Genomic DNA, 25,879 nt, shown 5'->3' on the forward strand with positions numbered 1-25,879 from the left:
CGCTTTTGTGAAACGCGCGCAGAACAGTGGCGAATACGAGGACTGTTCCGCTCGCATCTGGCAAACGCGCGCGCGTTTGCGGCTGCGCCTGGTTGGCCGCGTGCCGCCCATGTGACCGACTGTCTCAGGGTGTGTGTCATCCGAAAGGATGATGCAATCGGCGACTGTAGGTCGATGTGCGGACGCGTTCGATCGGGGAAGGTTGACCCCATGATCGAAGTGACAGGATTGACCAAGCAATACGGCGCGGTGACGGCGGTCGACAACCTCACCTTCACCATCAAACCCGGCATCGTGACCGGCTTCCTCGGCCCCAACGGCGCTGGCAAGTCGACCACCATGCGGATGATCCTCGGGCTCGACCGACCCACCTCGGGCTCGGCGACCATCGAGGGCAAGAGCTACAGCCATCTGAAGCAGCCACTGCGTACCGTCGGTGCTCTGCTCGACGCCAAGTGGGTGCACCCCAACCGTTCGGCACGTGCTCACCTCGAGTGGATGGCCGCGTCCAACGGCATCCCCAAGTCGCGCGTCGAAGAGGTGCTGCGTCTGGTGGGACTGTCCGAGGTCGCGAAGAAGAATGCGGGCGGCTTCTCACTCGGCATGTCGCAGCGGCTCGGTCTCGCCGGCGCTCTGCTGGGCGATCCCAAGGTGTTGCTGTTCGACGAGCCGGTCAACGGCCTCGACCCCGAGGGCATCGTCTGGATCCGAAAGTTCATGCAGCGCTTGGCAGCCGAGGGTCGTACGGTGCTCGTCTCGAGCCACCTGCTCTCGGAGATGGCCCAGACTGCAGAGCACCTCATCGTCATCGGACGCGGCAAGCTGATCTCGGATTCCTCGGTGCAGGAATTCATCGACCACGCCTCCGAGGCGTCGGTGCGCGTGCGCAGCCCACAGCTCGACGGGCTCCGACAGGCCCTGACCACGGCCGGTCTCACCGTGCGCGAGCCGGACAAGACCGATGAGCTTCAGCCCTCGCTAGTGGTGCTGAACTCCACGACCGACACGATCGGCGATATCGCCGGACGCGCCGGAATCACCCTGCACGAGTTGGCCTCTCAGCGAGGCTCGCTCGAGGAAGCTTTCATGAAACTCACCGGAGACACAGTGCAATACCACGGCGCGGGTGCCGAAGACCAGAACACTCAGCAAGCGATGGGCGGGTCACTCTGATGGGCGTCTTGGCAGCAGAAAGAATCAAGTTCACCTCGACCAAATCGCCGTGGTGGTGCAGCGCGATCGTGGTGGTGTTCGGCCTCGGGTTCGGAGCCATCCTCGGTTGGGCCGCAAAGACGGCCATCGGCCCGGATGCTCCGGAGGGGCTACCGCCGACCACTGCGTACGACGTCGTCGGCAGCGGTGTAGGCGGGCTGGGGATCATGGTGCTGATGATCCTGGCGGCCCTCACCGTCACCAGCGAATACCGCTTCGGCCTGATCCGGACGACATTTCAGGCGGTCACCAACCGGGCCTCGGTGCTCGGTGCCAAGGCGCTGATCGTCGGCGTGTACGGCGCGGTGCTGTCGTTGATCCTGGCGTTCGGTGCATTCTTCCTGGCGAAATCGATCGCGGGTGAAGAAGCGGGCGCGCTCCTGAGCTTCGACGTCGACGGCACGTGGCGAGTCATCTACGGCACTGCCGTCCTGGCGTTCGTACAGATCGTTCTCGCTGTCGCGGTGGGTGCGCTCATCCGGCAGTCCGCCGGTGCCATCGCCGTCCTACTGTTGTGGCCGTTGCTGATCGAGAGCCTCGTCGGAGTCATCCCGAAGGTCGGCGAAAAGATTCAGCCGTTCCTGCCCTTCAAGAACGCCGACCATTTCTTGGGCGGCTCGGCGGGCGTCGACTTCCATTGGGGTCCGGTCGGCAGTCTGATTTACTTCGTCGTCTTCACTGCGGTGATCTTCGGCGCAGCAGTGTTCGTGGTCAATCGTCGGGACGCCTGACACCCTGCGATTTGTCTGGGTAGGGTGTCCGCTATGCGGATTTCCTTGCTTGCAGGTAGCGCCGTCACTGTGTTGATTCTGGCCGGTTGCTCGTCCACCTCGGACGAGGAACCGGCCAGAGTTTTCGCGACACCCGACGGGCCGGGGCTGTCGGCCGCGGTCACCGAGGACGCCCTCGTCGGGCACCTCCAGGAATTGGAAACGATCGCCGCCGCGCACGACGGAAACCGTGCCGCCGGTACCGCCGGATACGACGCGAGTGTCGATTACGTTGTCTCGCAACTCGAATCGGCCGGTTTCGAGGTCACCACTCCGGAGTTCGAGTTCGAGACCTTCGAGGCGCAGACTCAGATCCTGTCGCTCGCGGGCACCGAGATTCCGGTGTTCGCGCTCAGCTATTCACCGACCACGCCTGCAGAGGGCATCACCGCGCGCGTCGTCGGGTCTCCCGCCGGTGCAGACGGATGCGAGGCAGCGGATTACGCGGGCCTCGATCTCGCCGGTGCCGTCGCCGTCGTGCCGCGCGGCGTGTGCCCGTTCGGTGCGAAGCAGACCGTCGCCGCCGAACTGGGTGCGGCAGCCACGATCATCGTCAACAACGAACCGGGACCGCTGGATTCGGGGACACTCGGCGATCCCGAGACCGCAAAGATTCCGACCGGCGGCGTCAGCCAGGAGGACGGCGCAGCGGTCCTCGCGGCACCCGAGGTCACGTTGACCCTCGTCACGACGACCGACACGACCACGAGCCGCAACATCATCGCCCAGACCACCACCGGCTCGACCGAGAACGTTGTGGTGGCGGGTGCTCACCTCGACAGCGTGCCCGAAGGCCCCGGCATCAACGACAACGGCACCGGCACATCGGCAGTGCTCGAGACGGCCCTGCAGATGGGTAGTGCGCCCGAGGTGACCAACGCGGTCCGCTTCGCGTTCTGGGGTGCCGAGGAAGACGGGCTCGTCGGTTCCACCAAGTACGTCGAGGGCCTGTCCGACGACGACAAGCGAAACATCGCCCTGTACTTGAACTTCGACATGATCGGCTCGCACAACGCCGGCTACCTCGCGTACGACGGCGACGACTCCGACAGGGTCGGTGAGCCCGCGGGACCGGCCGGATCCGACGCCATCGAGCGCACGTTCGTCGAGCGGCTGGCCGCCGACGGTGTCGCCGCGGACGGCACCGACTTCGACGGTCGATCCGACTACGGCCCGTTCATCGAGGTCGGTATTCCGGCGGGCGGTGTGTTCAGCGGCGCGGACGAGAACAAGACGGCCGAGCAGGCTGCAAAGTGGGGCGGCACTGCCGATCAGACCTTCGACGAGAATTACCACACCGATCAGGACACCCTGGCGAACGTCGACCGCGCCGCACTGGCGAAGAACGGTGCCGCCGTCGCCTACGGAATCGGCGTCTACGCGCAGTCGGTGGAGGGTCCCAACGGAGTTCCGGTCGGTGCTGCGCGCGAGGCCGCACGCGCCGAAGGGTGAGGCTAAGTATGTGTAACCGTGGGTTACGCTCGATGCTGTGAACGCAGTCGTCTCCTCGGTGGTGGAGTGGGTCCGCACCACCAATCGAGCGCCCACGGTGGTCGGGGCGGTTCGACGTGTGCGGCGAGCACTACCCGGTGACCCCACGTTCGGCGACCCGCTGTCCATCGACGGACCGGGACGAGCATTGGCCGTCGCCCGCGTTGCGGATCGGTTTCTGGCCGCCAACGGACTCGACGACGAACCGGGTGCATCCCGGGAAGTCGGCCTCGGTGCCCTGCAGGTGTGGCAGGCAATTCTCGAGCGGGCGGGCCGCGGCCGCGGCGAATCGGACGTCACGATCGTCTTCACCGACCTCGTCGGATTCTCGTCGTGGTCGCTTCGTGCGGGCGACACCGCCACCCTGACTTTGCTTCGCAAGGTCTCGAAAGCCGTCGAACCCGAGGTCGCGTTCCGCGGCGGTCACGTCGTGAAAAGACTGGGCGACGGCATCATGGCCGTGTTCTCCGATGCGGACAAAGCCGTCGAGGCCGTGTTCGCAGCAAGAAATGCCCTCAGCGGCGTGAATGTCGACGGATACACCCCGACGATGCGAGTCGGTATCCACACCGGCAGCCCGCGTCAGGTGGGATCGGACTGGCTCGGCGTCGACGTCACCGTCGCCGCCCGTGTGATGCAGACCGGCGGAAACGGCAACGTCATGATCTCCGCCGCGGCCCTGGAGGCGGTCCCGCCGGAGGTGCTCGACGCCCTACACGTGGTGGCCAAGCCCTATCGCCGCAGCTTCTTCGCTCCCAAGATCAAGGGCGCGCCCGACGACCTACGCATCCTCCGACTCGTGCAGTCGCCACAGCGGTGACACCGGGCCGTGGCCCGCACCCAGGTCGTAGGACGCGGCCAGGCAACGGGTGACCCACTCCTTACCGAAGGCCACCGCGTCGGGCATCGAGTATCCGTGTGCCAGTGCCGACGCGATCGAGGCAGCGAGGGTGTCGCCGCCGCCGTGATCGTTGCCGGTGTCGATGCGGTCACTGGTGAATTCGAGGAACGTGTCGCCGTCGAACAGCAGGTCTGTGCTGTGGGTGGATGTGCGCAGATGACCGCCCTTGACCAGTGCCCACTGCGCGCCCAAGCCGTGCAGGGCTTCCGCGGCGCGATGCGCGGACGCGTCGTCGACCACCTCGATGCCGGTGATCAACCGGACCTCGTCGAGGTTGGGGGTCACCAGCGAGGCGATGGGAAACAGGGTGTGGCGGATGGCGTCGAGCGCTTCGGCGTGCAGTAGCGGATCGCCGTGCATCGATGCGCACACCGGATCGACGACCAGGGGTACCGGCCGGTCGCGGCCGATGCCCACCTCGGTGCACACGGCGGTGACCGCTTCGATGATGGCGGTGGACGCCAACATCCCGGTCTTCGCCGCGCCGACGCCGATGTCCGAGACCACCGAGCGAACCTGGGCCGCGACTATCTCGGGCGGGATCTCGTGGAAGCCCGTCACGCCGACGGTGTTCTGGACCGTCACCGCGGCGACGGCAACGCACGCATGGACGCCCAACATGGCCATCGTGCGGCTGTCCGCCTGGATTCCGGCCCCGCCGCCGGAGTCGGTTCCGGCGATCGTCAGCGCGCGGACGGGAGTCTCGCCGTTGGGCGTGAGCGGTAGGAACTTCACGAGAGACGACAGTACCGGCGGGGCGGAGACGACCTTCTCGGCGGCTGAATCCGAACCTGTGAATATTCGGTGAAAACGCGACGTGGCTTCGAATGTTGTTGTATCACAACGTCGAACAGGGCACCTTATGACCGATACCAGCATTCGAGTCGGGATGGACGGACAAACCTACGCATCCGAAGGTTTGTTGGTAGAAAAGGTGACAGAGCCACCGCACGCATGTTTAATAGTGGTGCACGTCACATTCGATTCACTCGTTCACCACCCCATACACAGCGAAGGAGGCGTCCCATGCTTGCGAGTTCTCCTAGCGCTGATGTCTCGATCAACAAAGATCAGAACCGGTTCGAGCTTCGATTGAACGGCGATCTCGTCGGGATCGTCGGATTCTTCGAGGTGGAGGGAAACGGCACGCGCGCAACGCGCACGCACGTCGTGTCCTTCATGCACACCGTCGTCACCGAGGACTTCGGTCATCAGGGCTTGGCCGGAATCTTGGTACGGCGCGCGCTGGACAGCGCACGTTCCTACGGTTGGAAGGTCAGGCCGGTCTGCACCTACGTGCAGCGATTCGCCGCGGCGAACCCGGAATACAACGACATGCTCGTCGCCCTCTGACCGCTGCTGGGATCGTTGCCGGTCGCGGTAGGGCTGGTCACATTCGGGACTCGACTCGGCGACGATCGAGGCACTCGCCTCGCGTCACACGAGCAACACTGGTCTCATAAGTGACATGAGTCACATCATCTCTCGTCGCTCGATCCAGGCGGCACCCGTCGAGCGACCCGTCGTCCGCATCGAGGACGACGTCGATCACAGCAGATTCGATCTCTTCGTCGACGACGAGCTCGTCGGCATCCTCGGCTACCGCTTCGGTGACGGGGATGCGGGCGACGGCTGCGTCGTCGCGCTGATGCACACGGTCGTCAAAGAGGAGTACGGCGATCGCGGTTGGGCGGGTGTGCTGGTGCGAGCTTCGCTCAACACCGCGCGCGATCGACAGTGGCGCATCGTCCCGATTTGCACGTACGTCCGGCGCTACCTGGCGCAGCACGAGGAATTCCTGGACCTGATCGTCGAATAGAGAGCACTCCCTCTGCATCGCCGCGCGAGCAGTGGCCGGCAGTTCGGTCCGGCCTGCTCAGCCGATCTCGACGATCACCGGCGCGTGATCGCTGGCTCCCTTGCCCTTGCGTTCCTCGCGGTCGATCGACGCGCCGGTCACTCGGGCCGACAGTGCAGGCGAGGTCAGCGCCATGTCGATGCGTAGGCCTTGCTTCTTCGGAAACCGCAGCTGCGTGTAATCCCAGTAGGTATACGTTCTGGGCTCGGGGGTGAACTGCCGCGTCACCTCGGTGAATCCGGCGTCGGCGAACGCGGCGAAGGCGTCACGCTCGGCCTGGGAGGTGTGGGTCTTGCCCTCGAACAGTGCAGGATCCCAGACGTCGTCGTCGGTGGGCGCGATGTTCCAGTCGCCCACGAGCGCGATCTGGGCCTGCGGATCGGCCGCAACCCACGCCTGAGCGTCGGCCTTCAGTGCGGCGAGCCATTCGAGTTTGTAGGTGTAGTGCGGGTCGGCGAGCTCGCGGCCGTTCGGCACGTAGAGGCTCCAGACGCGGACCCCGTTGCAGGTGGCTCCGATGGCGCGGGCTTCCTGCGCGGGATCGATCTCGGGATCCTTGCTGAAGCCGGGCTGATCCTCGAACCCGATCTGGACGTCGTCGAGACCGACCCTGGACGCGATCGCGACGCCGTTCCACTGACTCAGTCCGACGTGGGCCACCTCGTACCCGATATCGGTGAAACGCTCGTACGGAAACTGTGCGTCCTTGCACTTGGTTTCCTGCATTGCCAATACATCGACATCGGATCGCTCCAGCCAATCGACGATTCGATCCTGACGAGAGCGGACGGAGTTCACGTTCCAAGTAGCCAAGCGCACGGGAAGGAACCCTATAGAACCCCTCCGACAGGGTGTTCATCCGATCGCGTCATCACGAATCCGGTCGCGCGTAGCGATAGTGATGATGGTCGACGAAGCCCAGGTCTCGGTACAGGGCGAGCGCAACGGTGTTGTCGACGGCCACCTGCAGGTACGCGTGGGTTGCACCGTGCTCGCGTCCCCACCGCACCAATTCGCCGCACATCAATGTGCCCAGACCGTTGCGGCGATGCTCGGGGGAGACCCAGAGCGAGGTCAGCCCCACCCAGCGACGACCGTCCGGGGCGGTGGTGACGGCCGCTCGCCCGACTGCGATCGTGCCTGATCCGACTTCGCCGGCCCCGAGCATGCCGAACCCGAGGGTGCCCTCGTGGATCGCCGACGCCACTTCTGCAGCGCCGCGAGGTGCCGCACGGCCCTGGTAGTGCAGTGACGTCAACCAGCCGGCGTTCGGCTCCGCCGTGACGGTGATGGCCGAGTCGCCCTCGCGCAGAACAAGATTCGAGATGTCTGCCGCCATGACGGCACTCTCGTTGTACGACGTCCACCCGGCCGGAGCGGTGCCGAGACGATCGGGTAGCGACAGCGTCGGCGTCAATCCCCGTGCGGTGTATCGATCGCAGATTCTCGCCAGCGTCTCGGGCGTCGTCGACGCCCCGGGCTCGAGCGGTGCCGCCGAATTGGCGCGACCGGTGAAACCGTGACCGAAGCGCAGCTGCCAACCGTCGATCCATTCTCGCTCGACGCCCGGCCATCCGTCGGCGGCGGCAGCTTCGAGTGCCCTGATCTCCGACGTCCGAATCGGCTTCGGGCCCAACGGTTTCAAGGCTACGACGCGCTCGGCGGCAACCTGCACCAACGATCCGTCCCGGCCGCGGACCGAGACGGCATCGGCGTCGAGCGTCACCAGCTCACCGATCACGTCCGTCATCGGATGGGTGTGCCCGGGCGGCAGCCGATAGCGGAGCATCACCCGGGTACCCACCGGAATGCTCACTGGTCGACGATCATCGGGTCGGTCAGTCTTCGTCTTCGTCGTCGTGCCCGAACGGATCGTCGACGGTGCCGGGCGTCCAGCTCAGCCCCGGCACGCCCCAGCCGGCGCGCTTGATGGCCTTCTTGGCCGCCCGTGCGTGTCGTCCGATGAGTACGTCGGTGTAGAGGAAACCGTCGAGGTGACCCACTTCGTGTTGGAGCATCCGAGCGAAGAAGCCTCGGCCCTCGATGTCGACAGGATCGCCCTTCGCGTCGGTGCCGGTCACCCGAGCCCAGTCGGCGCGGCCGGTGGGGTGCTGCTCGCCGGGAACCGACAGGCAGCCCTCGTCGTCGTCATCGGGATCGGGCATCGTCTCGGGAATCTCGGACGTCTCGAGGACGGGGTTGACGACCTCCCCGCGTCGCCGGAAGACCTTGCCGTCGGTGCCTTGGTCGGGGCAGTCGTAGATGAACAGACGTTTGCCGACGCCCACCTGGTTCGCCGCGAGACCGACGCCGTTCGCGGCGGCCAGGGTCTCGTACATGTCGGCGATCAGCTCGGCCAGCTCGGCGGGTGACTCGGTGACGGGAGCGGTTGCGGTGTGGAGCACCGGATCGCCGACGATCCGGATGGGAAGAATTGCCATGGTCGACAAGGATAGTGGTGCGGGAGTGGAGCCTGCGGAATGACCCAGGGGGGTGGTGCGTGTGGTCTCTTGCGCTGCCGGTCTTCATCGAACACGCCACGCGCCGGTACCTCGCGGGAGCCGTGCCTCGGGCGTCGAGCATGGTTGAATGATTCTCGAAACACAACTGTGTAATTCGGTCGGTGCGCGTACGGGTGCCGGCAGTACTGGGGGAAGCAGATTTCCCCAGGGTCTGTGGTCTCACGAGTTGGTGATCGCACAGGTCCAGGGAGTCGAGAAGTCGAGGAGTGGGATGGACGGCGCAGCAGCGCGTGACTCGAACCAGGCTCAGCAACCGGGAAGTTCGGACGGCTCGCAGGATCCGAACGAAGTCGGTGCAGACGGCCTGAGTCGACGAGAGCACGACATCCTGTCCTTCGAGCGGCAGTGGTGGAAGTACGCCGGTGCGAAGGAAGAGGCCATCAAGGAACTCTTCTCCATGTCGGCCACCCGCTACTACCAGATTTTGAACGCATTGGTCGATCGGCCGGAGTCGCTCGCCGCGGATCCGATGCTGGTCAAGCGCCTGCGCCGCCTGCGGGCGAGCAGGCAGAAGGCTCGCGCGGCACGTCGGCTCGGTTTCGACGTCTGAGCAGGTCCGACTATCGGCGTGTTCCGAGTCGCCGTCGACGGTCGGCTAGGGTCGAGTACGTGAGCAGCCCCAACCCGGAACAGACCGGGCCACCACTCCGCGCTCTGGCCATGGTGTTGATTTCGCTCGCGATCCTGTTCGCGGCGATCGGTGCACTCTCGCTCACCGGTTCCGATTCCGACGAAGCGGCCGCCGAGCCCTCCGCTTCCGAGACGACGAGCGCGCCGGCTGCGGTCGCACCGACCACGCAGGCCCCCGCAGCGCAGGTACCGGCAGGTGACGCGTCGACCAGCTCCGCGGCCCCCACCACCTCGGGCACCTCCGCCGACGTCGAAGTGCGGGTTCTCAACAATTCCAACGTCTCCGGTCTCGCGGCCGGCACAGCGAGCACGTTGACCGCCGGCGGGTGGAACGTCGCCGAGACGGGCAACTTCAGCGAGGCCCAGTTCGCCCAGACGGCGGTGTACTACGGAACTGCTGCAGGTGAGGAACAAGCTGCGCAGTCGATCGCCACGGAACTCGGTGTTCCGGCCGAGCCCAAACCGACCTCGCTCGAATCCACGGTCGGCGTCGTCGTCATCGTGACGCAATAGGTTATCCAGACCCGAGAGTTCACCACATCGACGACGTGCCCGGTTCGGTCGAATCGGGCGGCACGTTATTATTTTCGAGCCCGGCGAAACTGCCTGAAAGAGGAGCGATTTCCGATGGACATGTTCAAGCGACGCACTGCTGCGACCCGATCGTTGCGTTACGCGGTGCCGGTCCTCGCGATCGCAGCGCTCGGTCTCTCTGCCTGCAGCAACGGCGAGGTTGCGTCCGATACCCCCGGCACAGTTCCGCCGGTCTGGACCGGCGAGTCCGATCCGTCGGCGGCCGCTACGGCAGGCGACGGCCGGGCCGAGTCCGGGTCGGGCTCCGAGGAGACCATCGAGGGCACCCTCCGCAACGCTTCCGGTGCCGAGGTGGGCACAGTGACGTTCGCGGCCGAGGGTGAGAAGCTCACCGTCACCGCCGAGGTCGAGAACATGACTCCCGGATTCCACGGCTTCCACGTTCACACCGTGGCCGCCTGCGAGCCGAACTCCGTGGCACCCACCGGCGGGGAACCGGGCGCGTTCCTGTCTGCGGGCGGTCACCTGCAGGTCGACGGCCGCACCGAGCATCCGGCCAGTGGCGATCTGACGTCCATCCAGGTCGGCGAGGACGGCACCGGACGACTCGTCACCACCACCGACACGATCACGCTCGACGATCTGCGCGCCGGCGGTGCGGGAACCTCGGTGATCGTGCACGAGGGTGCCGACAACTTCGCGAACATTCCGCCGCGGTACACACTTCCCGACGGTGCCGCGGTGCCGGACATGACGACCCTGATGACCGGCGACGCCGGTGCTCGGGCTGCGTGCGCGGTACTGCAGTAGTTTGAGCGCTCCCCGGATCGACTTCGCGAGTTCACCTCGCCCGACGCTCGGCGTCGAGTGGGAGATCGCACTGGTCGACAAGAACACGCGAGACCTGGTCAACTCCGCCGAAGCGGTCATGGACGGCGTGCGCGATATCGCCGGGGACACCCCTCGGGTGACGAAGGAATTACTGCGCAACACCGTCGAGCTCGTCACCGGAGTGTGCGAGAACGTCGGGGAGGCCATGGAGGACCTCGGCGGCTCGTTGGACCTGGTGCGCCGTGCCGCGGATCCACTCGGAATAGACCTGTTCTCGGCGGGCACGCATCCGTTTGCCGAATGGTCCACTCAGCAGCTCACCAGCTCGCCGAGCTACGACGAGCTGATCGCGCGCACCCAGTGGTGGGGTCGGCAGATGCTGATCTGGGGAGTGCACGTGCACGTGGGAGTCTCGTCGCCCCACAAGGTCTTTCCCATTCTGAACTCACTGCTCTTGCAATACCCGCACCTGCTGGCGTTGTCCGCCTCCTCGCCGATCTGGGCCGGCAACGACACCGGATACGCCAGCAATCGTGCGCTGATGTTCCAGCAACTTCCGACAGCCGGTCTGCCGTTCCAGTTCGAGGACTGGTCGCAGTTCGAGGGATTCGTTCGCGATCAGCTCAAGACCGGCGTCATCGAGCAACTCGGCGGCATGCACTGGGACATCCGGCCGGCACCGAAGTGGGGAACCATCGAGGTTCGAGTGTGCGACGGGGCGTCGAGCAAGCGGGAGTTGGCGGCCCTCGTCGCGTTGACACACTGCCTTATCGTCCACCTCGACGAGCGACTCGAAGCGGGGGAGACGCTGCCGTCCATCCCGCCGTGGCACGTGCAGGAGAACAAGTGGCGAGCGGCCCGGTACGGCCTCGATGCCGAGATCATCCTGGACTCGAGCAGCAACGAACGCCTGGTCACCGACGATTTGCACGACCTGCTCGAGAAGTTGACGCCGACGGCCGTGCGGTTGAACTGCGTCGACGAGTTGGCCGCGGTGGCCGACATTCCCCGGCGCGGGGCGTCGTACCAACGCCAGCGTGCGGTGGCTGCGCAGTCCGGCGGAGATCTGCGAGCCGTCGTGGAGTCGTTGGTCACCGAGCTCCAATCGTGACCGTTTGTATTTAACTTTGTGTTCACTCACCGTTTACGATCAACGGCGTGCTGCAGGGGGACGTCGGGACCGTCGAGGTCGATTCGACACGTGAGAACTCTGTTCGTCCCCTGATCGTCGGCGCTGCCCTCGTTGCCGCGTTCCTGGTGCTGCTGCAGATCATCGCGACGGTCTGGAACTTTCCCGGCCCGCTGCCGAGCGTGTGGAACGACCTGTTCGGCACACCGAAGTCGATGTCGCTGCCGTGGGCGGCGCTGGTCCTGGCCACTGTAGGACTGAACACTGCTCTCCGTCTGCGCACCCTGGCCATCGCAGCGCTGATCGATGCTGCTGTGCTCGGTGTCCGATTCGGTTTCGACGCCACCCTGACGGTCGGCAACGGCCCGTCCCTCGTGTTGGTCGGGCTCGGGGTCTACGTCGCCCGTCGGGGGGACACTCGGGCGATGCGCGGTGTTGCTCTGGGAGCACTGCTGTTGCTCGCGACCAAGGCGGGCGACGCCTGGTTGCACATCACCACCGTCGCCCGGCCCTACGTTCTGGACGAATACGCATACGCCGCCGATCATGCGCTGGGGAATCCGTCCTGGGTGCTGGGCAACATCCTGGACCGCCTCGGCCCGGTCGCCGAAGGAACGCTGCACTGGATCTACATCCAGCTACCCGTCGCGGCGATCGTCGTTGCGCTGTACCAGCTACGCGGAGTGGCCGCGGGTGCAGCCTGGCCGAGGCACTTCCTGTTCCGCACGTTCCTGCTCATCGGACTCGTCGGACCGGTGTTCTATCTGCTGTTCCCGGTGGTGGGTCCGATGTTCGCGTTCGATTCGTGGCCGTCGCAGGTCATGCCGCTCTCGGGCGCGCTCGGCGAGATTCCGTTCGACTCGGAGACTCCGAGAAACTGCATGCCGAGCCTGCACACCGCATGGGCGCTGAGCATCTTCATCCATTCCCGACGCGGCCCCTGGTGGCTGCGCGCCGGCGGCACCCTGTGGTTGCTCGGTACGCTCGCGGCCACTCTCGGATTCGGATACCACTACGGCGTCGATCTGGTGGCCGGTGCAGTGCTGTGCCTGACCCTCGAATCCGTCCTCCGTGACCCCGAGCGCGGTTGGGATCGGGCCCGAATCACGTTGGTGGCCTACGGCTGCGCCGCGATGGCTGCGCTGTTGGTGAGCTACCGCTACCTAGCCGCCGCATTCGCGTCACACCCTCAGGTGTTCGGGCCGCTCGTTCTCGGCGTACTGGCAGCCATGGCGTTCGGCTTCCACGCGGTGTTCTTCGCCGATTCGCCCAGAGCTACCGATCGGACTCGTCCGGTTCCATCTCGTTGACGATCAGCAGGCCGTCGCGGCCCCGCTGCTCTCGGTAGGCCACGCGGCCGACCGTATGAGCGATCACCGGAGCGGTCACCAGGGTGAAAATACCCACCAGCACGAGCATCCAGATGTCGACGTTGCCGCGCAGGCTGATGATTGCCCCGATCAACACCATGATCAGACCGACCACCTGCGGCTTGGTGGCCGCGTGCATACGCGACAGAGTATCGGGGAAGCGCACGATGCCCACGGCGGCAGTGAACGCCAGTAGCGCCCCCAACAGAATGAAGATGGATGCAATGACCTGCGCAACGGTACTCATTCGTCCCTCACCCTGAATCGTGCGATGCTGACCGATCCGACGAAGCTGACCAGCGACAGCGCGACGATGGCCGGTACCAGCGTGGTGTCGCGGCTGTAGACGGCCCATACCGCGAGGCCGCACATGGAGACGGCAAGAATTGTGTCCATCGCGACGAGTCGGTCGAGTGTGCTGGGGCCGTCGAGCAGTCGGAACGCGGTCAGGATCGCGGCGGCGATCAGGAGGACGCCGGCTACGGCGAGTACGACGGTCACGACCAGTCCCCCTTCCTCTTGTCGTCGGTCTTCTTGTCGTCCCGAGGAGCGTCAGAATCGGCCTCGACGGGGTCGTCGCCGAGCACCCCGTGGTACTGCTCGTACTCCTGGTAGTGCAGGGGGCTGGGCTTCCAGTCGGAATCACGCTCGAAGCCGGCGATGAACAGCTTCTCCAGATGTCGGACGTAGGCGTAGAAGCCGTCGACCGCCTTCTGGGTACCCATGTCCAGCACGTGCACGTACAGCAGGCGTCGAGTTCGGTCGATCTCGAGCACCATGGTGCCGGGCACGAGATTCATTGCGTCTACGAACAGGGTGAGCACCAGATCGGATTTGATCGCGATCCGGCAGCGCAGCACTCCGGTGACCGGCGGGGCCTTCGGCCGGATCGCCAACCAGGCGACGCTGACGCTGGATTCGATTGCGTAGTAGAGGAATACGACGGCAAGCTTGACGAGCGAGAACACGTGGATGCGGCCCTCGACCGGCACCCGCGGCAACGGCAGCAGCACCATGATCAGCAGACCCACCGCGATACCGCCGAGGATGTTCGCGGCAGAAACGTTGCCCCACAACAGAACCCAGATGGCCGTCAACCAGGCGAGGGTCCACAGGCGCAGCAGAATCGAGCGGTCCATCTTCATCTTCATCGGGTGCCCTCCTCGTCTGCACGAGCCTGCTCGTAGGCCTGATCGCCGACGAATTCCGCACCGCGCACCGCGTCGATGTACACCGAGCGATCGCGGAGGTCCGCTGCGGCGCGGTCGCTGATGTCGATGATGCGGCCGGCGAATACCGTCATCGCCAAGCCGACGACGACGAGGCCGATCGTCGGGATCAACATGAAGGCCGGCATCCGGCCGACGTCCTCGCGGTCTCCGAACTGAATGTCGGACGAGTCGTCGAGCAGGGCGGACGGGCTGTTGTCCGCCAGATCGCCCTCGGGGGCGTCGGCGCGAGCCCGCCAGAACGCCTTGGTCCACACGCGCGCCACCACGTACAGCGTCAGCAGGCTGGTCACGGTGCCACCGGCGACGAGCAGCCAGGCCAATACGCTGCCCTGTTCGCTACCGGCCTGCAGCAGTGCGACCTTGCCGATGAAGCCCGAGAACGGTGGAATGCCACCGAGATTGAGGGCCGGGACCAGGAACACGATCGCCAGCACGGGGCTGGCCGCAGCCAAACCGCCGAGTCGCCGTAGCGACGACGAACCGGCCTGGCGCTCGATCAGACCGACGACGAGGAACAGCGTCGTCTGCACCAGAATGTGGTGCGCGACGTAGTAGATCGAGCCGGACAAACCCGATTGGGTCGACAGCGCGACACCGAAGATCATGTAGCCGATGTGGCTGACGAGGGTGAACGAGAGCAGTCGTTTGATGTCGCTCTGTGCGATGGAGCCGAGGATGCCGACGAGCATCGTCAGCAGGGCGCAGACCATCAGCACGTTGTCGAGTGAGCCGTCCGGGAACAGCAGGGTGTGTGCGCGAATGATCGCGTACACACCGACTTTTGTCAGCAAGCCGGCGAACACTGCCGTGACCGGGGCCGGGGCGGTGGGATACGAGTCGGGAAGCCACGTCGACAGCGGGAACACCGCGGCCTTGATGCCGAACGCCACCAGCAGCACGGCGAAGATCGCGGTTCTCGTGCCCGACGGGATGTCGTCCATCCGCACCGCGATATGTGCCAGATTCAGCGTTCCGGTGGCTCCGTAGACCAGGGCGATACCGATCAGGAAGATCAGCGAGGACACCATCGAGACCATCACGTACGAGACGCCTGCTCGCACGCGGTCGGCGCTGGCTCCCAGAGTCAGGAGCACGAACGAGGCGGCCAGCAGTACCTCGAAGCCGACGAACAGATTGAACAGGTCGCCGGCCAGGAACGCGTTGCACACGCCCGCGGTCAGTGCGAGGTAGGTCGGCAGGAAGATCGAGACCGGCTGATTCTCACTGCCGTCGCGGATACCCTGACCGATCGAGTACACCATGACCGCGAGCAACACGATCGAGGAAACGACGAGCATCATCGCCGAAAGTCGGTCCACCACAAGGGAAATGCCGAGCGGTGAATCCCAGCCGCCGACCTGAAGTGCGCTGGTACCGTCGCGATCGGCGAGGTAGAGCATCATCGACGAGATCGCGACCACGGCAGTCAGCGCGACGATGGTGATGAAACGCTGTGCGCGGGGTTTGCGGCCGAGTACCAACGTCAGGGCCGCGGCGAGCATCGGAATGAGAACGGGTAGTGGAGTCAGGGCATCGATCACGCCCGGGGAGATCGTCACTTGTCGTCTCCCTTCGTGTCGTCGGTGCTGCGGTCCTCGGTGCTGCCGTTCTCTGGGCGGCTGTCGTCCTTCTCGGCCGTATCGAGACCGTCGAGCCCGCGGAGCTGTGGGTTGTCGTCGTCGTTGTCGAAGTCGCCGTCGTGCAGATCCTCGTAGCACTCGAGGTCTTCGAGGTTTCTGATCTCCTCGAGGGGAATCGGATTGCCCTTCGAGTCGAATGCATCGCCGCCGAAGCTAGGTTCGCCCGTCACCGGGTCGTCGGAGCGGTCGCGGTCGGGTGCCTCGGCCATCGACCGGCGCTTGGAGACCTTGGTGTCCTCGGGGTCGTTCTCGACGTCGTCCTTGGTGTTGAGCGTGAACGATCGGTAGGCGAGTGCGAGGACGAAGGCCGCGATACCCATGGTGATGACGATTGCCGTCAGGATCATCGCCTGCGCCAACGGATCGGCCATGCTTTGGCCCAGGGAATTGTCCCGGCCCACGATGGGCGGCGTACCGGCCGGCCCACCGACGGTGAGCAACAGCAGATTGACGCCGTTGCCGAACAGCAACAGGCCGAGCAGCATCTTGGTGATGCTGCGTTCGAGCAGCAGGTAGACGCCGGCGGCGACGAGGACGCCGACGATTATGAGCATTCCGAGATCAGCGGTCATGGGGCGCTCACTCGGCCTTGGCTCTGCATTTCCACCTGTGCGTCGAGACGTGCGCCGAGGCTGCGCAGCACGTCGAGTACCAACCCGACCACGATGAGATACACACCGAGGTCGAAGAACAATGCGGTGACGAGCTTGATGTCACCGAGAATCGGTAGCGTCACTTCCAACGTCGCCGAGGACAGTGCAGGTGCGCCGAGGAACATCGACGCCACCGCCGTGCCGGCCGCGAAGATCAACCCGAGACCCAGGATCTTTCCGGCATCGATCGGCACCGCCTCGCCGAGCTCGTAGCGGCCGCCCGCGAGATACCGCAGCACCAACGCCAACCCGGCCGTGAGGCCACCGGCGAAACCGCCGCCGGGGGCGTTGTGGCCGGAGAAGAAGAAGTAGATCGAGAGCACCATGATCGTCGGGAAGATCAACCGCGTCGTCACTTCGAGAATCAGTGAGCGATGACGCGGATCGATCAGGTCGCCACCCAACAGCCACGTCGTCTCCGCCGCGTAGTTGGAGTCCGAGTTCGAAGAGGAGGCGTTCGATGCGGGGGCGTCGGACACCCGCGGAGCGCTGCCGAACCGCCGGTTGCGGAAGACCAGGCTGGCCACGCCGGTTGCGGCCACGAGCAGAACGCAGATCTCGCCGAGGGTGTCCCAGGCTCGGATGTCGACGAGGATCACGTTCACGATGTTCTTGCCGTCGCCCAGCTCGTACGCGGCCTCGGGGAACTGCAGCGACACCGGAGCTGCGCTGCGGGCGTTCATCGCGAATGCGCCCAGCACGCTGACCGTTGCGCCGACGGCGACGGCGAGCGCGGCGCGGGGTCCGCGAGATCCGGCCGAGCCTCGATCGTCGACCTCGGCCGGTAGCTTGCGCAGCACCAGCACGAAGACCACGAGGGTCAGGGTCTCGACGAGGAACTGGGTCAGGGCGAGGTCGGGTGCACCGTGGATGGCGAAGATGACGCCGCAGCCGTAGCCGGTGAGTCCGACGAGGATGACGCTGGCCAGACGGTTTCGCATGACGGTTGCGCCGAGGCCACCCGCGATCATGATCACGCCGATGACCAACTGGAGCGGGGTGTTCCACAGGGTGTACTCCAGGCCTGGCTTCTGCCCGACGAGCAACACGATGATCGGCAGCAGCACCAGGGTCAGCAGGATGGTGCCCTGGGTGAGGGGGAGCGAACCGCGCTGCGTGGTGCCGGTGAGGCGGATGGACAGGGTGTCCATGGACTTGAGCACGTTGTCGTAGATGCGGTCGGCGTTGCCGAGCGGTGGGTGCTCGAACTTGAGTCGGTTGACCACACGATGAGCGATGAACAGCCCGACGCCGCCGGTGACGACGACGACGGTCAACGCCAGCGGCAGGTTGAACCCGTGCCAGAGCGCCAGGTGATACGGCTCCTGCCCGTACGACGGCAGGGTGCGTGCGTAGGGGCTCACGATGCGGTCGACGATCGAGGACGCGAATCCCGCGACCACACCGAGTACGGCCAAGAATGCAGGCGCGGCCAGGAACAGTGCGGACGGCGCGTGCATGTTCTTCACCGACGGACTCGGACGCTTGAGCTGCTTGCGGCCGAACGCGCCCCAGACGAATCGGATGCTGTAGGTGACGGTGAGAATCGACCCGATCACCAAGCCTGCGACGACGAGGGCGGCGACGGTCGGATCGAGCGTCGGAGTGCTGATCACCGCCGACAGGGCTGTTTCCTTACCGACGAAACCGATCATCGGGGGCAAGCCGGCCATGCTGGCGGCAGCGAGCGCTGCGATGGCGGCGAGCCACGGGGCCTTCTTGCCCAGGTGGGCGAGCTTGCGGATGTCGCGCGTCCCGGTGGTGTGATCGACGATGCCCACGACCATGAACAGTGTTGCCTTGAACATCGCGTGCGCGATCACCATCGTCAGGCCGGCCAGCATGGCTTTTTCGGAGCCGATGCCCACCAGCACCATCAGGAAGCCGAGTTGGCTGACGGTGCCGAACGCCAGGATGAGCTTGAGGTCGAACGCACGAAGCGCGCGCCACCCGGCCAGGATCATCGACAGCAGCCCCAAGCTGATGATGGTCGCGCGCCACGGACCCGAGTCGGCGAAACCCGGTGCGAGGCGCGCCACCAGGTAGATGCCGGCCTTCACCATGGCCGCGGCGTGCAGGTAGCCGCTGACCGGTGTGGGGGCGGCCATGGCTCCGGGGAGCCAGAAGTGCATCGGCACGATGGCCGACTTGCTCAGCGCGCCGATGAGGATCAACACGATCGCCACGCCGGGCAGCCAGCCGCCCGGGGCGTTCGTGACGACCTCGGACAGGTTGTACGTGCCCGCGGCCTGGCCGAGGACGATGATGCCCACCAACATCGCCAGCCCGCCTGCGGTGGTGACGAGCAGAGCCTGCGTGGCCGCGCGCCTACTCGAGGCACGCTCGGCGTAGTGGCCGACGAGCAGGAACGACAGGACTGTCGTGATTTCCCAGAAGATGTAGAGCACCAGCATGTTGTCGCTGGTGATGAGGCCGAACATGGCACCGGAGAACGCGACCATTTCGGCGGCGAACAGGCCGAGCCGTGGCTCGTCGTCCTCGAAGTAGCGGGCGCAGTAGAGCAGAATCAACGCGCCGATGCCCAGCACCAGCAACGACATGATGGCGGCGAGGGAGTCGAACCGCATATCGATGTCCATCGACAGGCCGGGAACCCACTCGATACTCAGCTTCTGCTCTGTGTTCCAGTTGACGAACACCCAGATCAGACTCAGCAGGGGAACGAGTGCGAGCGGGAAGAAGGCAGTGCGACCCCACCACCGGACGAGGAGCGGGGCGAGCAGCGCGGCGGCGGTGTGCGCAAGAAGAATGGCGAGCAAAAATCACTCCGTCGTCTCGGGTCGCATCGGCTGCGGGGCCGAGGCGGTGGTCGTAGGGCGGCGATGAGTAGGGTTTGGAAATCTGTGTGAAATTCGACCTATGGCTTTGAGAAATAACGAACCGGCCACCGAACGGTGGCACCTCGGTTGTCGGATTCCATCCTACTTTGCGTGGTCGACGGCGGACCCAGCGGTACAAATCGGACGTATCTCGGAAAGAGGAACTGTGCCCGCGAACGGTGAGAGGCTCATTCGGACGGCCGGGTTGGCCTACGTTCGGGACCGTCGAATGATCCAGGCGCGATCGGTTGGCAAATCCGCGTTCTACATGGCGGGCGGCAAGATCGACCCCGGTGAGACGGCGGAGCAGGCATTGCACCGGGAGATCAGGGAAGAACTGGACGTCGCAGTGATCGAAGCTCGGCTCCTCGGAGTGTTCGAGTGCGAGGCCTGGGGACATCCGACGGGAACACCGCTCGAGATCACCTGCTTTCTGGCCGATCTGGTGGGCGAACCGTCGCCGACCAGCGAAATTGCCGAGATCAGGTACTTCACCCGGGACGAGTACGCCGCGATGCCCGACGTCGCGCCGGGATCGCTGATGGTGTTCGACCGGATGAAAGCCCTCGATTTGATCGACTGAAGCGCGTATGTTGGTTGTCGAGAGAACGTACGTTCTCCACAGCCACCGCGAAGGAGTCTTTTATGACGAACCTGTCCCAGAAAGCCACCACCCTGCTCGAGCTGCACAAGCCGGGCAACCCGGTCGTGTTGCCGACTGTGTGGGACGCCTGGTCCGCCAACCTTGCCGTCTCCGCCGGATTCACTGCGCTGACCGTCGGCAGTCACCCCGTCTCGGACTCCATCGGCAAGCCGGACAACGAGGGCATCACCTTCGACGAACTCCTCGCCCGCATCACGCAGATCTCCGGAGCCGTCGACGCACCGCTCTCGGTCGACATCGAATCCGGCTACGGCGAGGACCCCAAGCGCCTGATCGACGGACTGATCTCCGCCGGAGCGGTCGGCCTCAACATCGAGGACACCGTCCACAGCGAGGGCGGACGCCTCCGTGAGGCACAGGAGCACGCCGACTTCGTCGGAGCACTGCGCGCGGCGTCCGACGCCACCGACGTGCACGTGGTCATCAACGCCCGCACCGACCTGTTCGTCAAGGAGATCGGCGACGAGAACGATCGCGTCGACCGCGCCATCGCGCGTCTGAAGCTGGCCGCCGATGCCGGAGCCGACTCGCTCTACCCTGTCGGCTTCCACAACGACGCCGACTACAAGCGTCTGGCCGAGGAACTCCCGCTGCCGATCAACGCCATCGCCAACCCCGCCGAGGGCGATCTCTCGCACTTCGCATCCCTCGGTGTCGGTCGCATCAGCTTCGGACCGATCTTCCAGATGGTGCTCGCCAAGCGCGCCGAAGAGGTCCTCGCCCGCTGGAAGTGAGTGCGGCTCCGCCGCAGTGGCGTGGTTGAGTGCCTCAGAGGGCACTCAACCACGCCACTGCCGCTAGGCACTCCCGTAGGCCCGCAGATGCGCCACCTGCTCGGGATCGAGTGACGGCTTGACCGTCGCCCGAGCGGTGGCGACATCGGCAGCAGTGACGGCGGCGGCATCCATCGACCGACGCATCGCCGTCAACGCCGCCTCGCGCAGCAGCGCCGCGCAATCGGCGGCGGAGTAGCCGTCGAGATCGCGGGCGAGAGACTCCAGATCCACGTCCTCGGCGAGCGGAATGGACTTGCCCGACGCCTTGAGAATGTCCACCCGGGCATCGGAATCCGGCGGCGGCACGAACACCAGACGCTCGAGCCGGCCGGGCCGCAGCAGAGCCGGGTCGATCAGATCGGGCCGGTTGGTTGCTCCGAGTACCACCACGTCACGCAACGGTTCGACGCCGTCGAGCTCGGTCAGCAGCGCTGCCACGACCCGATCACCGACGCCCGAATCCGAGCTCTGCCCGCGCCGGGGTACGAGCGCATCGACCTCGTCGAGGAAGATGAGTGAGGGGGCAGAATCTCGGGCCCGCTGAAAGAGCTCTCGGACAGCCTTTTCCGAGGAGCCGACCCACTTGTCCATCAGCTCTGCGCCTTTGACCGAATGCACGCTGAGCTGGCCGGAGCTGGCGAGAGCGCGCACGAGGAATGTCTTGCCGCACCCGGGTGGACCGTAGAGCAGCACACCGCGCGGCGGTTCGATTCCCAAGCGCGCGAACGAATCCGGATGACGAAGCGGCCACAGCACCGCCTCGGTGAGTGCCTGCTTGGTCTCGACCATGTCGCCGACGTCCTCGAGGGACAGGCTGCCGATCGCGAGCTCCTCACTACCCGAACGTGACAGCGGGCGGATCACCTGCAGAGCGCCCACCAGATCGTCCTGAGTCAGCGAGGCTGCGGCCGAGTTCTCCGACGCGCGGGCCGCGGCACGCAACGCCGCCTCACGTGTCAGTGCAGCGAGATCTGCGACCACGAAACCCGGTGTCCGTGATGCGATCTCGACAAGATCGACGTTGTTCTGCGGCACCTTCTTCAGCAAGTGTTCGAGCAATCCCTTGCGGCCGGCGGCGTCGGGCAGGGTGAGCGTGAGCTCGCGATCGCACAGGTCCTGGCCCCGTAGTCGTGCGTCGGTGGCCTCGGGATGCGCGGTCGTCGCGATCAGCGCCAGCCCCGGAGTGTCGACGGCCCGGCGCAGCACGTCGAGCACGAAGGTCGACGCCGGTTCGGGATCGGACGGCAACAGTGCGTCGACGTCGGTGATCATCAGAACCCCGGAGCCGGCGAGTTCGTCCACCGCCGCAGTGACCCGCTCGACGCGAGCGGACGCCTCGAGCGCGCCGATCGACGGACCGTCCAGTACGACGCAGGCCCGCTCACCGATCACCGCGCGGGCCAACGTGGCCTTGCCCACCCCACCCGGCCCGGTGATCAGCACTCCCAGATGCGGCGACGCGCCGAGTGTGGCCAGCAGTTCCGATTCGTCCAAGGCCAACCGCAGCCACTCGGTCAGCTTGGCGGACTGAGCGTTCACGCCCACCAGATCGGCAGCGCTCACACGTGGGGGAGCAGCCCTGGGCGCATGCGACGCGGATTGTGTTGTACCGGAAGCAGCCACGGTGCCGGTTCCCCAACTCACCGCCGAGTTGGGCTGAACACTCACCGGCCCACCCGACGGGTCGACGGCCGAGACCGTCAACAGTTCGGTGGTCCAAGCAACCCCGAACGTCCTCGACAGTGCCTGCGTCGCCGAACTCGTCGACGTACCGGGGCCCAGGTCGCGGGGGAGTAGAGATACCGTGTCGCCCACCGTCAACACCTTGCCGAGCAACGCTTGTCGCAGGGTGGCGTCGGAGATGGAACCGGTGGCGAGCGCGGAGCCGGTCACCGTGACGGTCTTGGCGCCGTAGACGGTGACGGGCGCGACTGCGACAGTGGCATTTTCGCGCAAGCCGGCATTGGAGAGAGTGACGTCGTCCAGCAGTGCGGTGCCCTGGGGTGAACCCTCGGGAGCCGCAGCGACGACGGCGGCAGTACGCCGAGAACCGATGAGCGACAACGCATCCCACTCCCGCAGGCCGAGGGCGGCGAGTACCTCCGGATGCAGTCGCACGACGCCTCGTCTGGCGTCGGCCGCCGAGGTGTTCAGTCGGGCGGTGAGAACGAGCTCGGGTGCCTTCGATCCAGAATCGGTCACACGGTCAACAGTAGCGGCGAGGCGCTAACTACGAGGCCGACGCAGTCCCAGGCGTGCCTGCGACCGCCGATTGTTACCCGGCGCGCGTCGGATGGCCCGTCGCTCGGCGCGGCGCTCGGCCGGCTTGGCGTCCCACGTGTACGGGCGCGCGGCAGTCCAGCGCTGTGATCGCACCGCGAACGGGATGTGGACCAGGTAGGCCAGCACCAATCCCATCAGGAGAACCAGCGGGAAGGTGATGAGCGCGGCGGCGAGCAGAGCCACCAGAACCAGCAGGATGGCCGCCAGTCGAGGCGGGACCGACACCGTCTTGAGCGCGAGGGTGGGGATGCGGCTGACGATCAGAGCCGCGGTGACGATCGACCATCCGGCGACGACGTAGAACGACGCCCACCAGCCGTCGCCGAATTCCTCGAATGCGGCGATCGGGGCCAGCGCGATGAGTGCCCCGGCGGGTGCGGGAACGCCGGTGAAGTATTCGCGGGCGTACGCGGGGGTGTCGTCCTCGTCGAGCAAGGTGTTGAAGCGGGCCAGCCGGAGCACGATGCTCACCGCATAGACCAGTGCGACGATCCAGCCGCCGCTGCTGCCCTCGAGCAACGTGACGTACAAGACCAGTGCCGGGGCGACGCCGAACGAGATGGCGTCGGACAGCGAGTCCAGTTCGGCACCGATCTTGCTGGTGGCGTCGAGCAGACGCGCGATTCGCCCGTCCAACGCGTCGAGAATGGCGGCGGCACCGATCATGGCGAGTGCGGTGCCGAGCTGACCGTCGAGGGCGAACTTGACCGCGGACAGGCCGGAGCACAGCGCGAGAATCGTGACGACGGACGGGAGCAGACGGATGGCAGCAGGCGGCTTGGCGCGTCTGGTGATCATGTCGGTGTCTACTGCGACAGCTCGGCGAGGACCGTCTCGGCACCGACTGCGCGTTGGCCGCGCTCGACCAGCAGCGTCGTGCCCGCAGGGAAGTAGGTGTCGACGCGTGAGCCGAATCGGATCAGGCCGTACGTGTCGCCGATCGAGAGGGTATCGCCCACCTTGGCATTGTTGATGATGCGTCGCGCGATCAGGCCGGCGATCTGCACGACGGCGACATCCTGACCGGAGTCGGTCCTGATGTGCATGCTGTTGCGTTCGTTGACTTCGCTTGCTTCGGCGAGATCGGCGGATTTGAACTGGCCGCGGCGATGAACGACCTCCATCACTCGGCCGCCGACGGGAACACGCTGTACGTGCACGTCCAGGACCGAGAGGAAAATGCTCACGCGCGGGACCGGCTCGGAGCCGAGATCGAGCTCGGCCGGCGGGACCGCAGTATCGACGAGTGTGACGAGACCGTCGGCGGGAGCGACGACGACTCCGGGGCGGTTCGGCGGCACCCGTGATGGGTGGCGGAAGAAGGTGGCGCAGGCTCCGGCGGCGACGAGTCCGGCATTGCGAACCCACTTCGAGCGGCGGCCGAGCACAGCAACTGCGAGCGGACCACCGACGAACGGAAGCCCTGCGGGGTGTAGCGGTGGAACCGTTTCACGGACCAAGTCGACGATGTGAGCCACTCCGGTGCGGGGCGGTTGACCAATCGGGGCGGGACGGCGTGCCACGGTCTCCTCTAACTTTTCGTCGGACAGGGGTTGGCATGTCGTGGTGCTGAAAGCGGTCGAGGCATAGACGCACGACTGCCGAGGCCCTCACAGCGTACGTGAGGTGCCCCGGCAGTCGGGAGCTGCGAGTCGATCAGACGCGGCTGCGACCTGTCACGAGCTTGACCAGGAACAGCAAGATGCATGCGCCCAGGATGCAGGTGATGAAGCTGAAGATCAGTCCGCCACCTTCGACGTCGACGCCGAAGACCTTGAGCAGGTATCCGCCGATGAGGCCGCCGATGATGCCGACGACGATGTTCAGGATGATGCCCATCTGAGCATCGGTCTTCATGATCTTGCTGCCGATCCAACCTGCGAGTCCGCCGATGATGATCCAGCCGATGATTCCGAGACCCAACATATGTTGCCCCCACTTTCCGTTCGTGTCGTTTGCTTGTCGAAACGCCGGATGCCCGAGGGAAACAAACCTGAAACCTTCCTGAGAAGAATTATTTTTTTCCCAGCTTCTCGCTCTCGACCTTGATGCGGCGCAAGGTGCTGTTCATACCCTCTACGAGTTCGACGTCGAACTGGTCGATGCCGCCGAGGATGCGTTTGACCAGCAACGACGACACCGCCGACGTGCCGCTGGGTGCCTCCCGCTTCTCGACGACGGTGGTTCCGGTGGCGGTGGGGGTCAGGGTGTAGGACCAAATCGTCTTGTTCTCGACGACGCGAAACGCGAGTTCACGGTTGGGCTCGAAGGTGACGACCTTGGACGTCGTCGGCCAGACGAGCAGGCCCTTGCGGTTGACGTTGAGCGTCTTGGTGCCCTTGCCGACCGGTCCGCCGAGGACCTTCATCTTCTTGCACTGTGGGCTCCATTCGCCCATGCGCTGGAGGTCGGAGACGATCGACCAGACCGTCTCGGGGCTCGCGGCGATATCGATCGTGGCTTCGAGAGTCTTGCTCAACGTGGGCCTCCAATTGGTCGTGGTAAGTGCAACTGACTGTCACACACAATCGTGCGCATCCTAT

At 65.5% G+C, this 25,879-nt stretch carries 28 protein-coding genes; 13 read left to right on the plus strand and 15 right to left on the minus strand.

What is annotated here, in order from left to right; translation table 11 throughout:
• The first annotated feature begins 210 nt into the window (after positions 1-210).
• From CH294_RS14190 to CH294_RS14205, 4 genes are read left to right on the plus strand one after another with little or no spacing between them, the layout of a single operon-like run.
• Positions 211-1,173, plus strand: coding sequence for an ABC transporter ATP-binding protein (locus tag CH294_RS14190; protein WP_032401761.1), 963 nt, complete (start codon positions 211-213; stop codon positions 1,171-1,173).
• A complete protein-coding gene (locus CH294_RS14195) occupies positions 1,173-1,943 on the plus strand; it encodes an ABC transporter permease (RefSeq protein WP_037148846.1) in 771 nt (256 codons plus the stop codon). Before CH294_RS14190 ends, CH294_RS14195 begins: the two co-directional genes overlap by 1 nt.
• A 33-nt stretch (positions 1,944-1,976) precedes the next feature.
• Positions 1,977-3,434, plus strand: coding sequence for a M28 family peptidase (locus CH294_RS14200; protein WP_094738293.1), 1,458 nt, complete (start codon positions 1,977-1,979; stop codon positions 3,432-3,434).
• 37 nt (positions 3,435-3,471) lie between these two features.
• Entirely contained in the window at positions 3,472-4,293 is an 822-nt protein-coding gene (locus CH294_RS14205; RefSeq protein ID WP_094738294.1) for an adenylate/guanylate cyclase domain-containing protein, read from the plus strand.
• Here the strand turns inward: CH294_RS14205 and thiD are convergent.
• Positions 4,255-5,109, minus strand: coding sequence for a bifunctional hydroxymethylpyrimidine kinase/phosphomethylpyrimidine kinase (gene thiD / locus CH294_RS14210; RefSeq protein WP_032380254.1), 855 nt, complete (start codon positions 5,107-5,109; stop codon positions 4,255-4,257). The two genes, CH294_RS14205 and thiD, sit on opposite strands and share 39 nt — an antisense overlap.
• A gap of 291 nt (positions 5,110-5,400) precedes the next feature.
• Here thiD and CH294_RS14215 point away from each other — a divergent pair, with 291 nt between their 5' ends.
• Positions 5,401-5,727 carry a GNAT family N-acetyltransferase gene (locus CH294_RS14215; RefSeq protein ID WP_032380255.1) on the plus strand — a complete coding sequence of 109 codons (327 nt, stop codon included), beginning with the start codon at positions 5,401-5,403 and terminating at the stop codon, positions 5,725-5,727.
• A gap of 115 nt (positions 5,728-5,842) precedes the next feature.
• A complete protein-coding gene (locus tag CH294_RS14220; RefSeq protein ID WP_094738295.1) occupies positions 5,843-6,193 on the plus strand; it encodes a GNAT family N-acetyltransferase in 351 nt (116 codons plus the stop codon).
• A gap of 57 nt (positions 6,194-6,250) precedes the next feature.
• Here CH294_RS14220 and CH294_RS14225 read toward each other — a convergent pair whose 3' ends face one another.
• From CH294_RS14225 to CH294_RS14235, 3 genes are read right to left on the minus strand one after another with little or no spacing between them, the layout of a single operon-like run.
• On the minus strand, positions 6,251-7,051 hold the full coding sequence (locus CH294_RS14225; RefSeq protein ID WP_094738296.1) for an exodeoxyribonuclease III: 801 nt from the start codon (positions 7,049-7,051) through the stop codon (positions 6,251-6,253).
• A 52-nt stretch (positions 7,052-7,103) separates the two neighbouring features.
• Positions 7,104-8,021, minus strand: coding sequence for a GNAT family N-acetyltransferase (locus CH294_RS14230; RefSeq protein WP_094738420.1), 918 nt, complete (start codon positions 8,019-8,021; stop codon positions 7,104-7,106).
• Positions 8,022-8,070: 49 nt separating this feature from the next.
• Positions 8,071-8,673 carry a peptide deformylase gene (locus CH294_RS14235; protein ID WP_094738297.1) on the minus strand — a complete coding sequence of 201 codons (603 nt, stop codon included), beginning with the start codon at positions 8,671-8,673 and terminating at the stop codon, positions 8,071-8,073.
• A 292-nt stretch (positions 8,674-8,965) separates the two neighbouring features.
• Between CH294_RS14235 and CH294_RS14240 the strand changes: the two genes are divergently transcribed.
• The 5 genes from CH294_RS14240 to CH294_RS14260 all read left to right on the plus strand — a co-directional run bounded on the left by CH294_RS14240 (position 8,966) and on the right by CH294_RS14260 (position 13,188).
• Positions 8,966-9,304 (plus strand): DUF3263 domain-containing protein, encoded by a 339-nt coding sequence (locus CH294_RS14240; protein ID WP_032380761.1) that lies wholly within the window; start codon positions 8,966-8,968, stop codon positions 9,302-9,304.
• A 59-nt stretch (positions 9,305-9,363) separates the two neighbouring features.
• Positions 9,364-9,897, plus strand: coding sequence for a LytR C-terminal domain-containing protein (locus CH294_RS14245; protein ID WP_242640212.1), 534 nt, complete (start codon positions 9,364-9,366; stop codon positions 9,895-9,897).
• A gap of 114 nt (positions 9,898-10,011) precedes the next feature.
• On the plus strand, positions 10,012-10,728 hold the full coding sequence (locus CH294_RS14250) for a superoxide dismutase family protein (RefSeq protein WP_037171999.1): 717 nt from the start codon (positions 10,012-10,014) through the stop codon (positions 10,726-10,728).
• 1 nt (position 10,729) lies between these two features.
• The gene (locus CH294_RS14255) at positions 10,730-11,860 is read left to right on the plus strand and encodes a glutamate--cysteine ligase (RefSeq protein ID WP_230592342.1); all 1,131 of its coding nucleotides are present in this window, start codon (positions 10,730-10,732) and stop codon (positions 11,858-11,860) included.
• Between the two features lie 110 nt (positions 11,861-11,970).
• Complete coding sequence (locus tag CH294_RS14260) at positions 11,971-13,188, plus strand: phosphatase PAP2 family protein (protein WP_230592375.1); 1,218 nt, start codon at positions 11,971-11,973, stop codon at positions 13,186-13,188.
• On the opposite strand, the gene mnhG is transcribed toward CH294_RS14260, so the two are convergent.
• From mnhG to CH294_RS14290, 6 genes are read right to left on the minus strand one after another with little or no spacing between them, the layout of a single operon-like run.
• Positions 13,154-13,495, minus strand: a complete 342-nt coding sequence (gene mnhG, locus CH294_RS14265; protein ID WP_032380261.1) for a monovalent cation/H(+) antiporter subunit G — start codon at positions 13,493-13,495, stop codon at positions 13,154-13,156. The genes CH294_RS14260 and mnhG overlap by 35 nt on opposite strands.
• Entirely contained in the window at positions 13,492-13,749 is a 258-nt protein-coding gene (locus CH294_RS14270; protein ID WP_032380262.1) for a monovalent cation/H+ antiporter complex subunit F, read from the minus strand. Before CH294_RS14270 ends, mnhG begins: the two co-directional genes overlap by 4 nt.
• The gene (locus CH294_RS14275; RefSeq protein ID WP_032380766.1) at positions 13,746-14,393 is read right to left on the minus strand and encodes a Na+/H+ antiporter subunit E; all 648 of its coding nucleotides are present in this window, start codon (positions 14,391-14,393) and stop codon (positions 13,746-13,748) included. Before CH294_RS14275 ends, CH294_RS14270 begins: the two co-directional genes overlap by 4 nt.
• Before the next feature lie 2 nt (positions 14,394-14,395).
• On the minus strand, positions 14,396-16,039 hold the full coding sequence (locus tag CH294_RS14280; RefSeq protein ID WP_032401770.1) for a Na+/H+ antiporter subunit D: 1,644 nt from the start codon (positions 16,037-16,039) through the stop codon (positions 14,396-14,398).
• On the minus strand, positions 16,036-16,692 hold the full coding sequence (locus CH294_RS14285) for a Na(+)/H(+) antiporter subunit C (protein WP_037148830.1): 657 nt from the start codon (positions 16,690-16,692) through the stop codon (positions 16,036-16,038). Before CH294_RS14285 ends, CH294_RS14280 begins: the two co-directional genes overlap by 4 nt.
• On the minus strand, positions 16,689-19,553 hold the full coding sequence (locus CH294_RS14290) for a Na+/H+ antiporter subunit A (protein WP_032401772.1): 2,865 nt from the start codon (positions 19,551-19,553) through the stop codon (positions 16,689-16,691). The genes CH294_RS14285 and CH294_RS14290 overlap by 4 nt, the downstream gene beginning before the upstream one ends.
• 289 nt (positions 19,554-19,842) lie before the next feature.
• On the opposite strand from CH294_RS14290, the gene CH294_RS14295 reads away from it, so the two are divergent.
• Complete coding sequence (locus CH294_RS14295) at positions 19,843-20,196, plus strand: NUDIX domain-containing protein (protein WP_032402069.1); 354 nt, start codon at positions 19,843-19,845, stop codon at positions 20,194-20,196.
• A 62-nt stretch (positions 20,197-20,258) separates the two neighbouring features.
• Positions 20,259-21,011: an isocitrate lyase/phosphoenolpyruvate mutase family protein gene (locus CH294_RS14300; protein ID WP_094738298.1), complete on the plus strand. Its 753-nt coding sequence runs from the start codon at positions 20,259-20,261 to the stop codon at positions 21,009-21,011.
• A 63-nt stretch (positions 21,012-21,074) separates the two neighbouring features.
• Here CH294_RS14300 and CH294_RS14305 read toward each other — a convergent pair whose 3' ends face one another.
• The 5 genes from CH294_RS14305 to CH294_RS14325 form a co-directional block, all read right to left on the minus strand.
• On the minus strand, positions 21,075-23,255 hold the full coding sequence (locus CH294_RS14305; protein WP_094738299.1) for an AAA family ATPase: 2,181 nt from the start codon (positions 23,253-23,255) through the stop codon (positions 21,075-21,077).
• A 24-nt stretch (positions 23,256-23,279) separates the two neighbouring features.
• Entirely contained in the window at positions 23,280-24,134 is an 855-nt protein-coding gene (pssA, locus tag CH294_RS14310) for a CDP-diacylglycerol--serine O-phosphatidyltransferase (RefSeq protein WP_032380268.1), read from the minus strand.
• Between the two features lie 8 nt (positions 24,135-24,142).
• Complete coding sequence (locus CH294_RS14315; RefSeq protein ID WP_032401775.1) at positions 24,143-24,859, minus strand: phosphatidylserine decarboxylase; 717 nt, start codon at positions 24,857-24,859, stop codon at positions 24,143-24,145.
• A 133-nt stretch (positions 24,860-24,992) separates the two neighbouring features.
• On the minus strand, positions 24,993-25,262 hold the full coding sequence (locus CH294_RS14320; RefSeq protein ID WP_027498459.1) for a GlsB/YeaQ/YmgE family stress response membrane protein: 270 nt from the start codon (positions 25,260-25,262) through the stop codon (positions 24,993-24,995).
• Between the two features lie 88 nt (positions 25,263-25,350).
• Positions 25,351-25,815 (minus strand): SRPBCC family protein, encoded by a 465-nt coding sequence (locus CH294_RS14325; RefSeq protein WP_037148827.1) that lies wholly within the window; start codon positions 25,813-25,815, stop codon positions 25,351-25,353.
• Positions 25,816-25,879: the final 64 nt, after the last annotated feature.

This window comes from Rhodococcus sp. 14-2483-1-1 (genome assembly GCF_002259335.1).
GTDB lineage: Bacteria > Actinomycetota > Actinomycetes > Mycobacteriales > Mycobacteriaceae > Rhodococcoides.

Coding starts and splice junctions, on each gene's coding strand:
- CH294_RS14190 (WP_032401761.1), top strand. CDS start 211: ATGATCGAAGTGACAGGATTGACCAAGCAATACGGCGCGGTGACGGCG.
- CH294_RS14195 (WP_037148846.1), top strand. CDS start 1,173: ATGGGCGTCTTGGCAGCAGAAAGAATCAAGTTCACCTCGACCAAATCG.
- CH294_RS14200 (WP_094738293.1), top strand. CDS start 1,977: ATGCGGATTTCCTTGCTTGCAGGTAGCGCCGTCACTGTGTTGATTCTG.
- CH294_RS14215 (WP_032380255.1), top strand. CDS start 5,401: ATGCTTGCGAGTTCTCCTAGCGCTGATGTCTCGATCAACAAAGATCAG.
- CH294_RS14220 (WP_094738295.1), top strand. CDS start 5,843: ATGAGTCACATCATCTCTCGTCGCTCGATCCAGGCGGCACCCGTCGAG.
- CH294_RS14230 (WP_094738420.1), bottom strand. CDS start 8,021: ATGCTCCGCTATCGGCTGCCGCCCGGGCACACCCATCCGATGACGGAC.
- CH294_RS14235 (WP_094738297.1), bottom strand. CDS start 8,673: ATGGCAATTCTTCCCATCCGGATCGTCGGCGATCCGGTGCTCCACACC.
- CH294_RS14240 (WP_032380761.1), top strand. CDS start 8,966: ATGGACGGCGCAGCAGCGCGTGACTCGAACCAGGCTCAGCAACCGGGA.
- CH294_RS14250 (WP_037171999.1), top strand. CDS start 10,012: ATGGACATGTTCAAGCGACGCACTGCTGCGACCCGATCGTTGCGTTAC.
- mnhG (WP_032380261.1), bottom strand. CDS start 13,495: ATGAGTACCGTTGCGCAGGTCATTGCATCCATCTTCATTCTGTTGGGG.
- CH294_RS14275 (WP_032380766.1), bottom strand. CDS start 14,393: ATGAAGATGGACCGCTCGATTCTGCTGCGCCTGTGGACCCTCGCCTGG.
- CH294_RS14285 (WP_037148830.1), bottom strand. CDS start 16,692: ATGACCGCTGATCTCGGAATGCTCATAATCGTCGGCGTCCTCGTCGCC.
- CH294_RS14295 (WP_032402069.1), top strand. CDS start 19,843: ATGATCCAGGCGCGATCGGTTGGCAAATCCGCGTTCTACATGGCGGGC.
- CH294_RS14300 (WP_094738298.1), top strand. CDS start 20,259: ATGACGAACCTGTCCCAGAAAGCCACCACCCTGCTCGAGCTGCACAAG.
- pssA (WP_032380268.1), bottom strand. CDS start 24,134: ATGATCACCAGACGCGCCAAGCCGCCTGCTGCCATCCGTCTGCTCCCG.
- CH294_RS14320 (WP_027498459.1), bottom strand. CDS start 25,262: ATGTTGGGTCTCGGAATCATCGGCTGGATCATCATCGGCGGACTCGCA.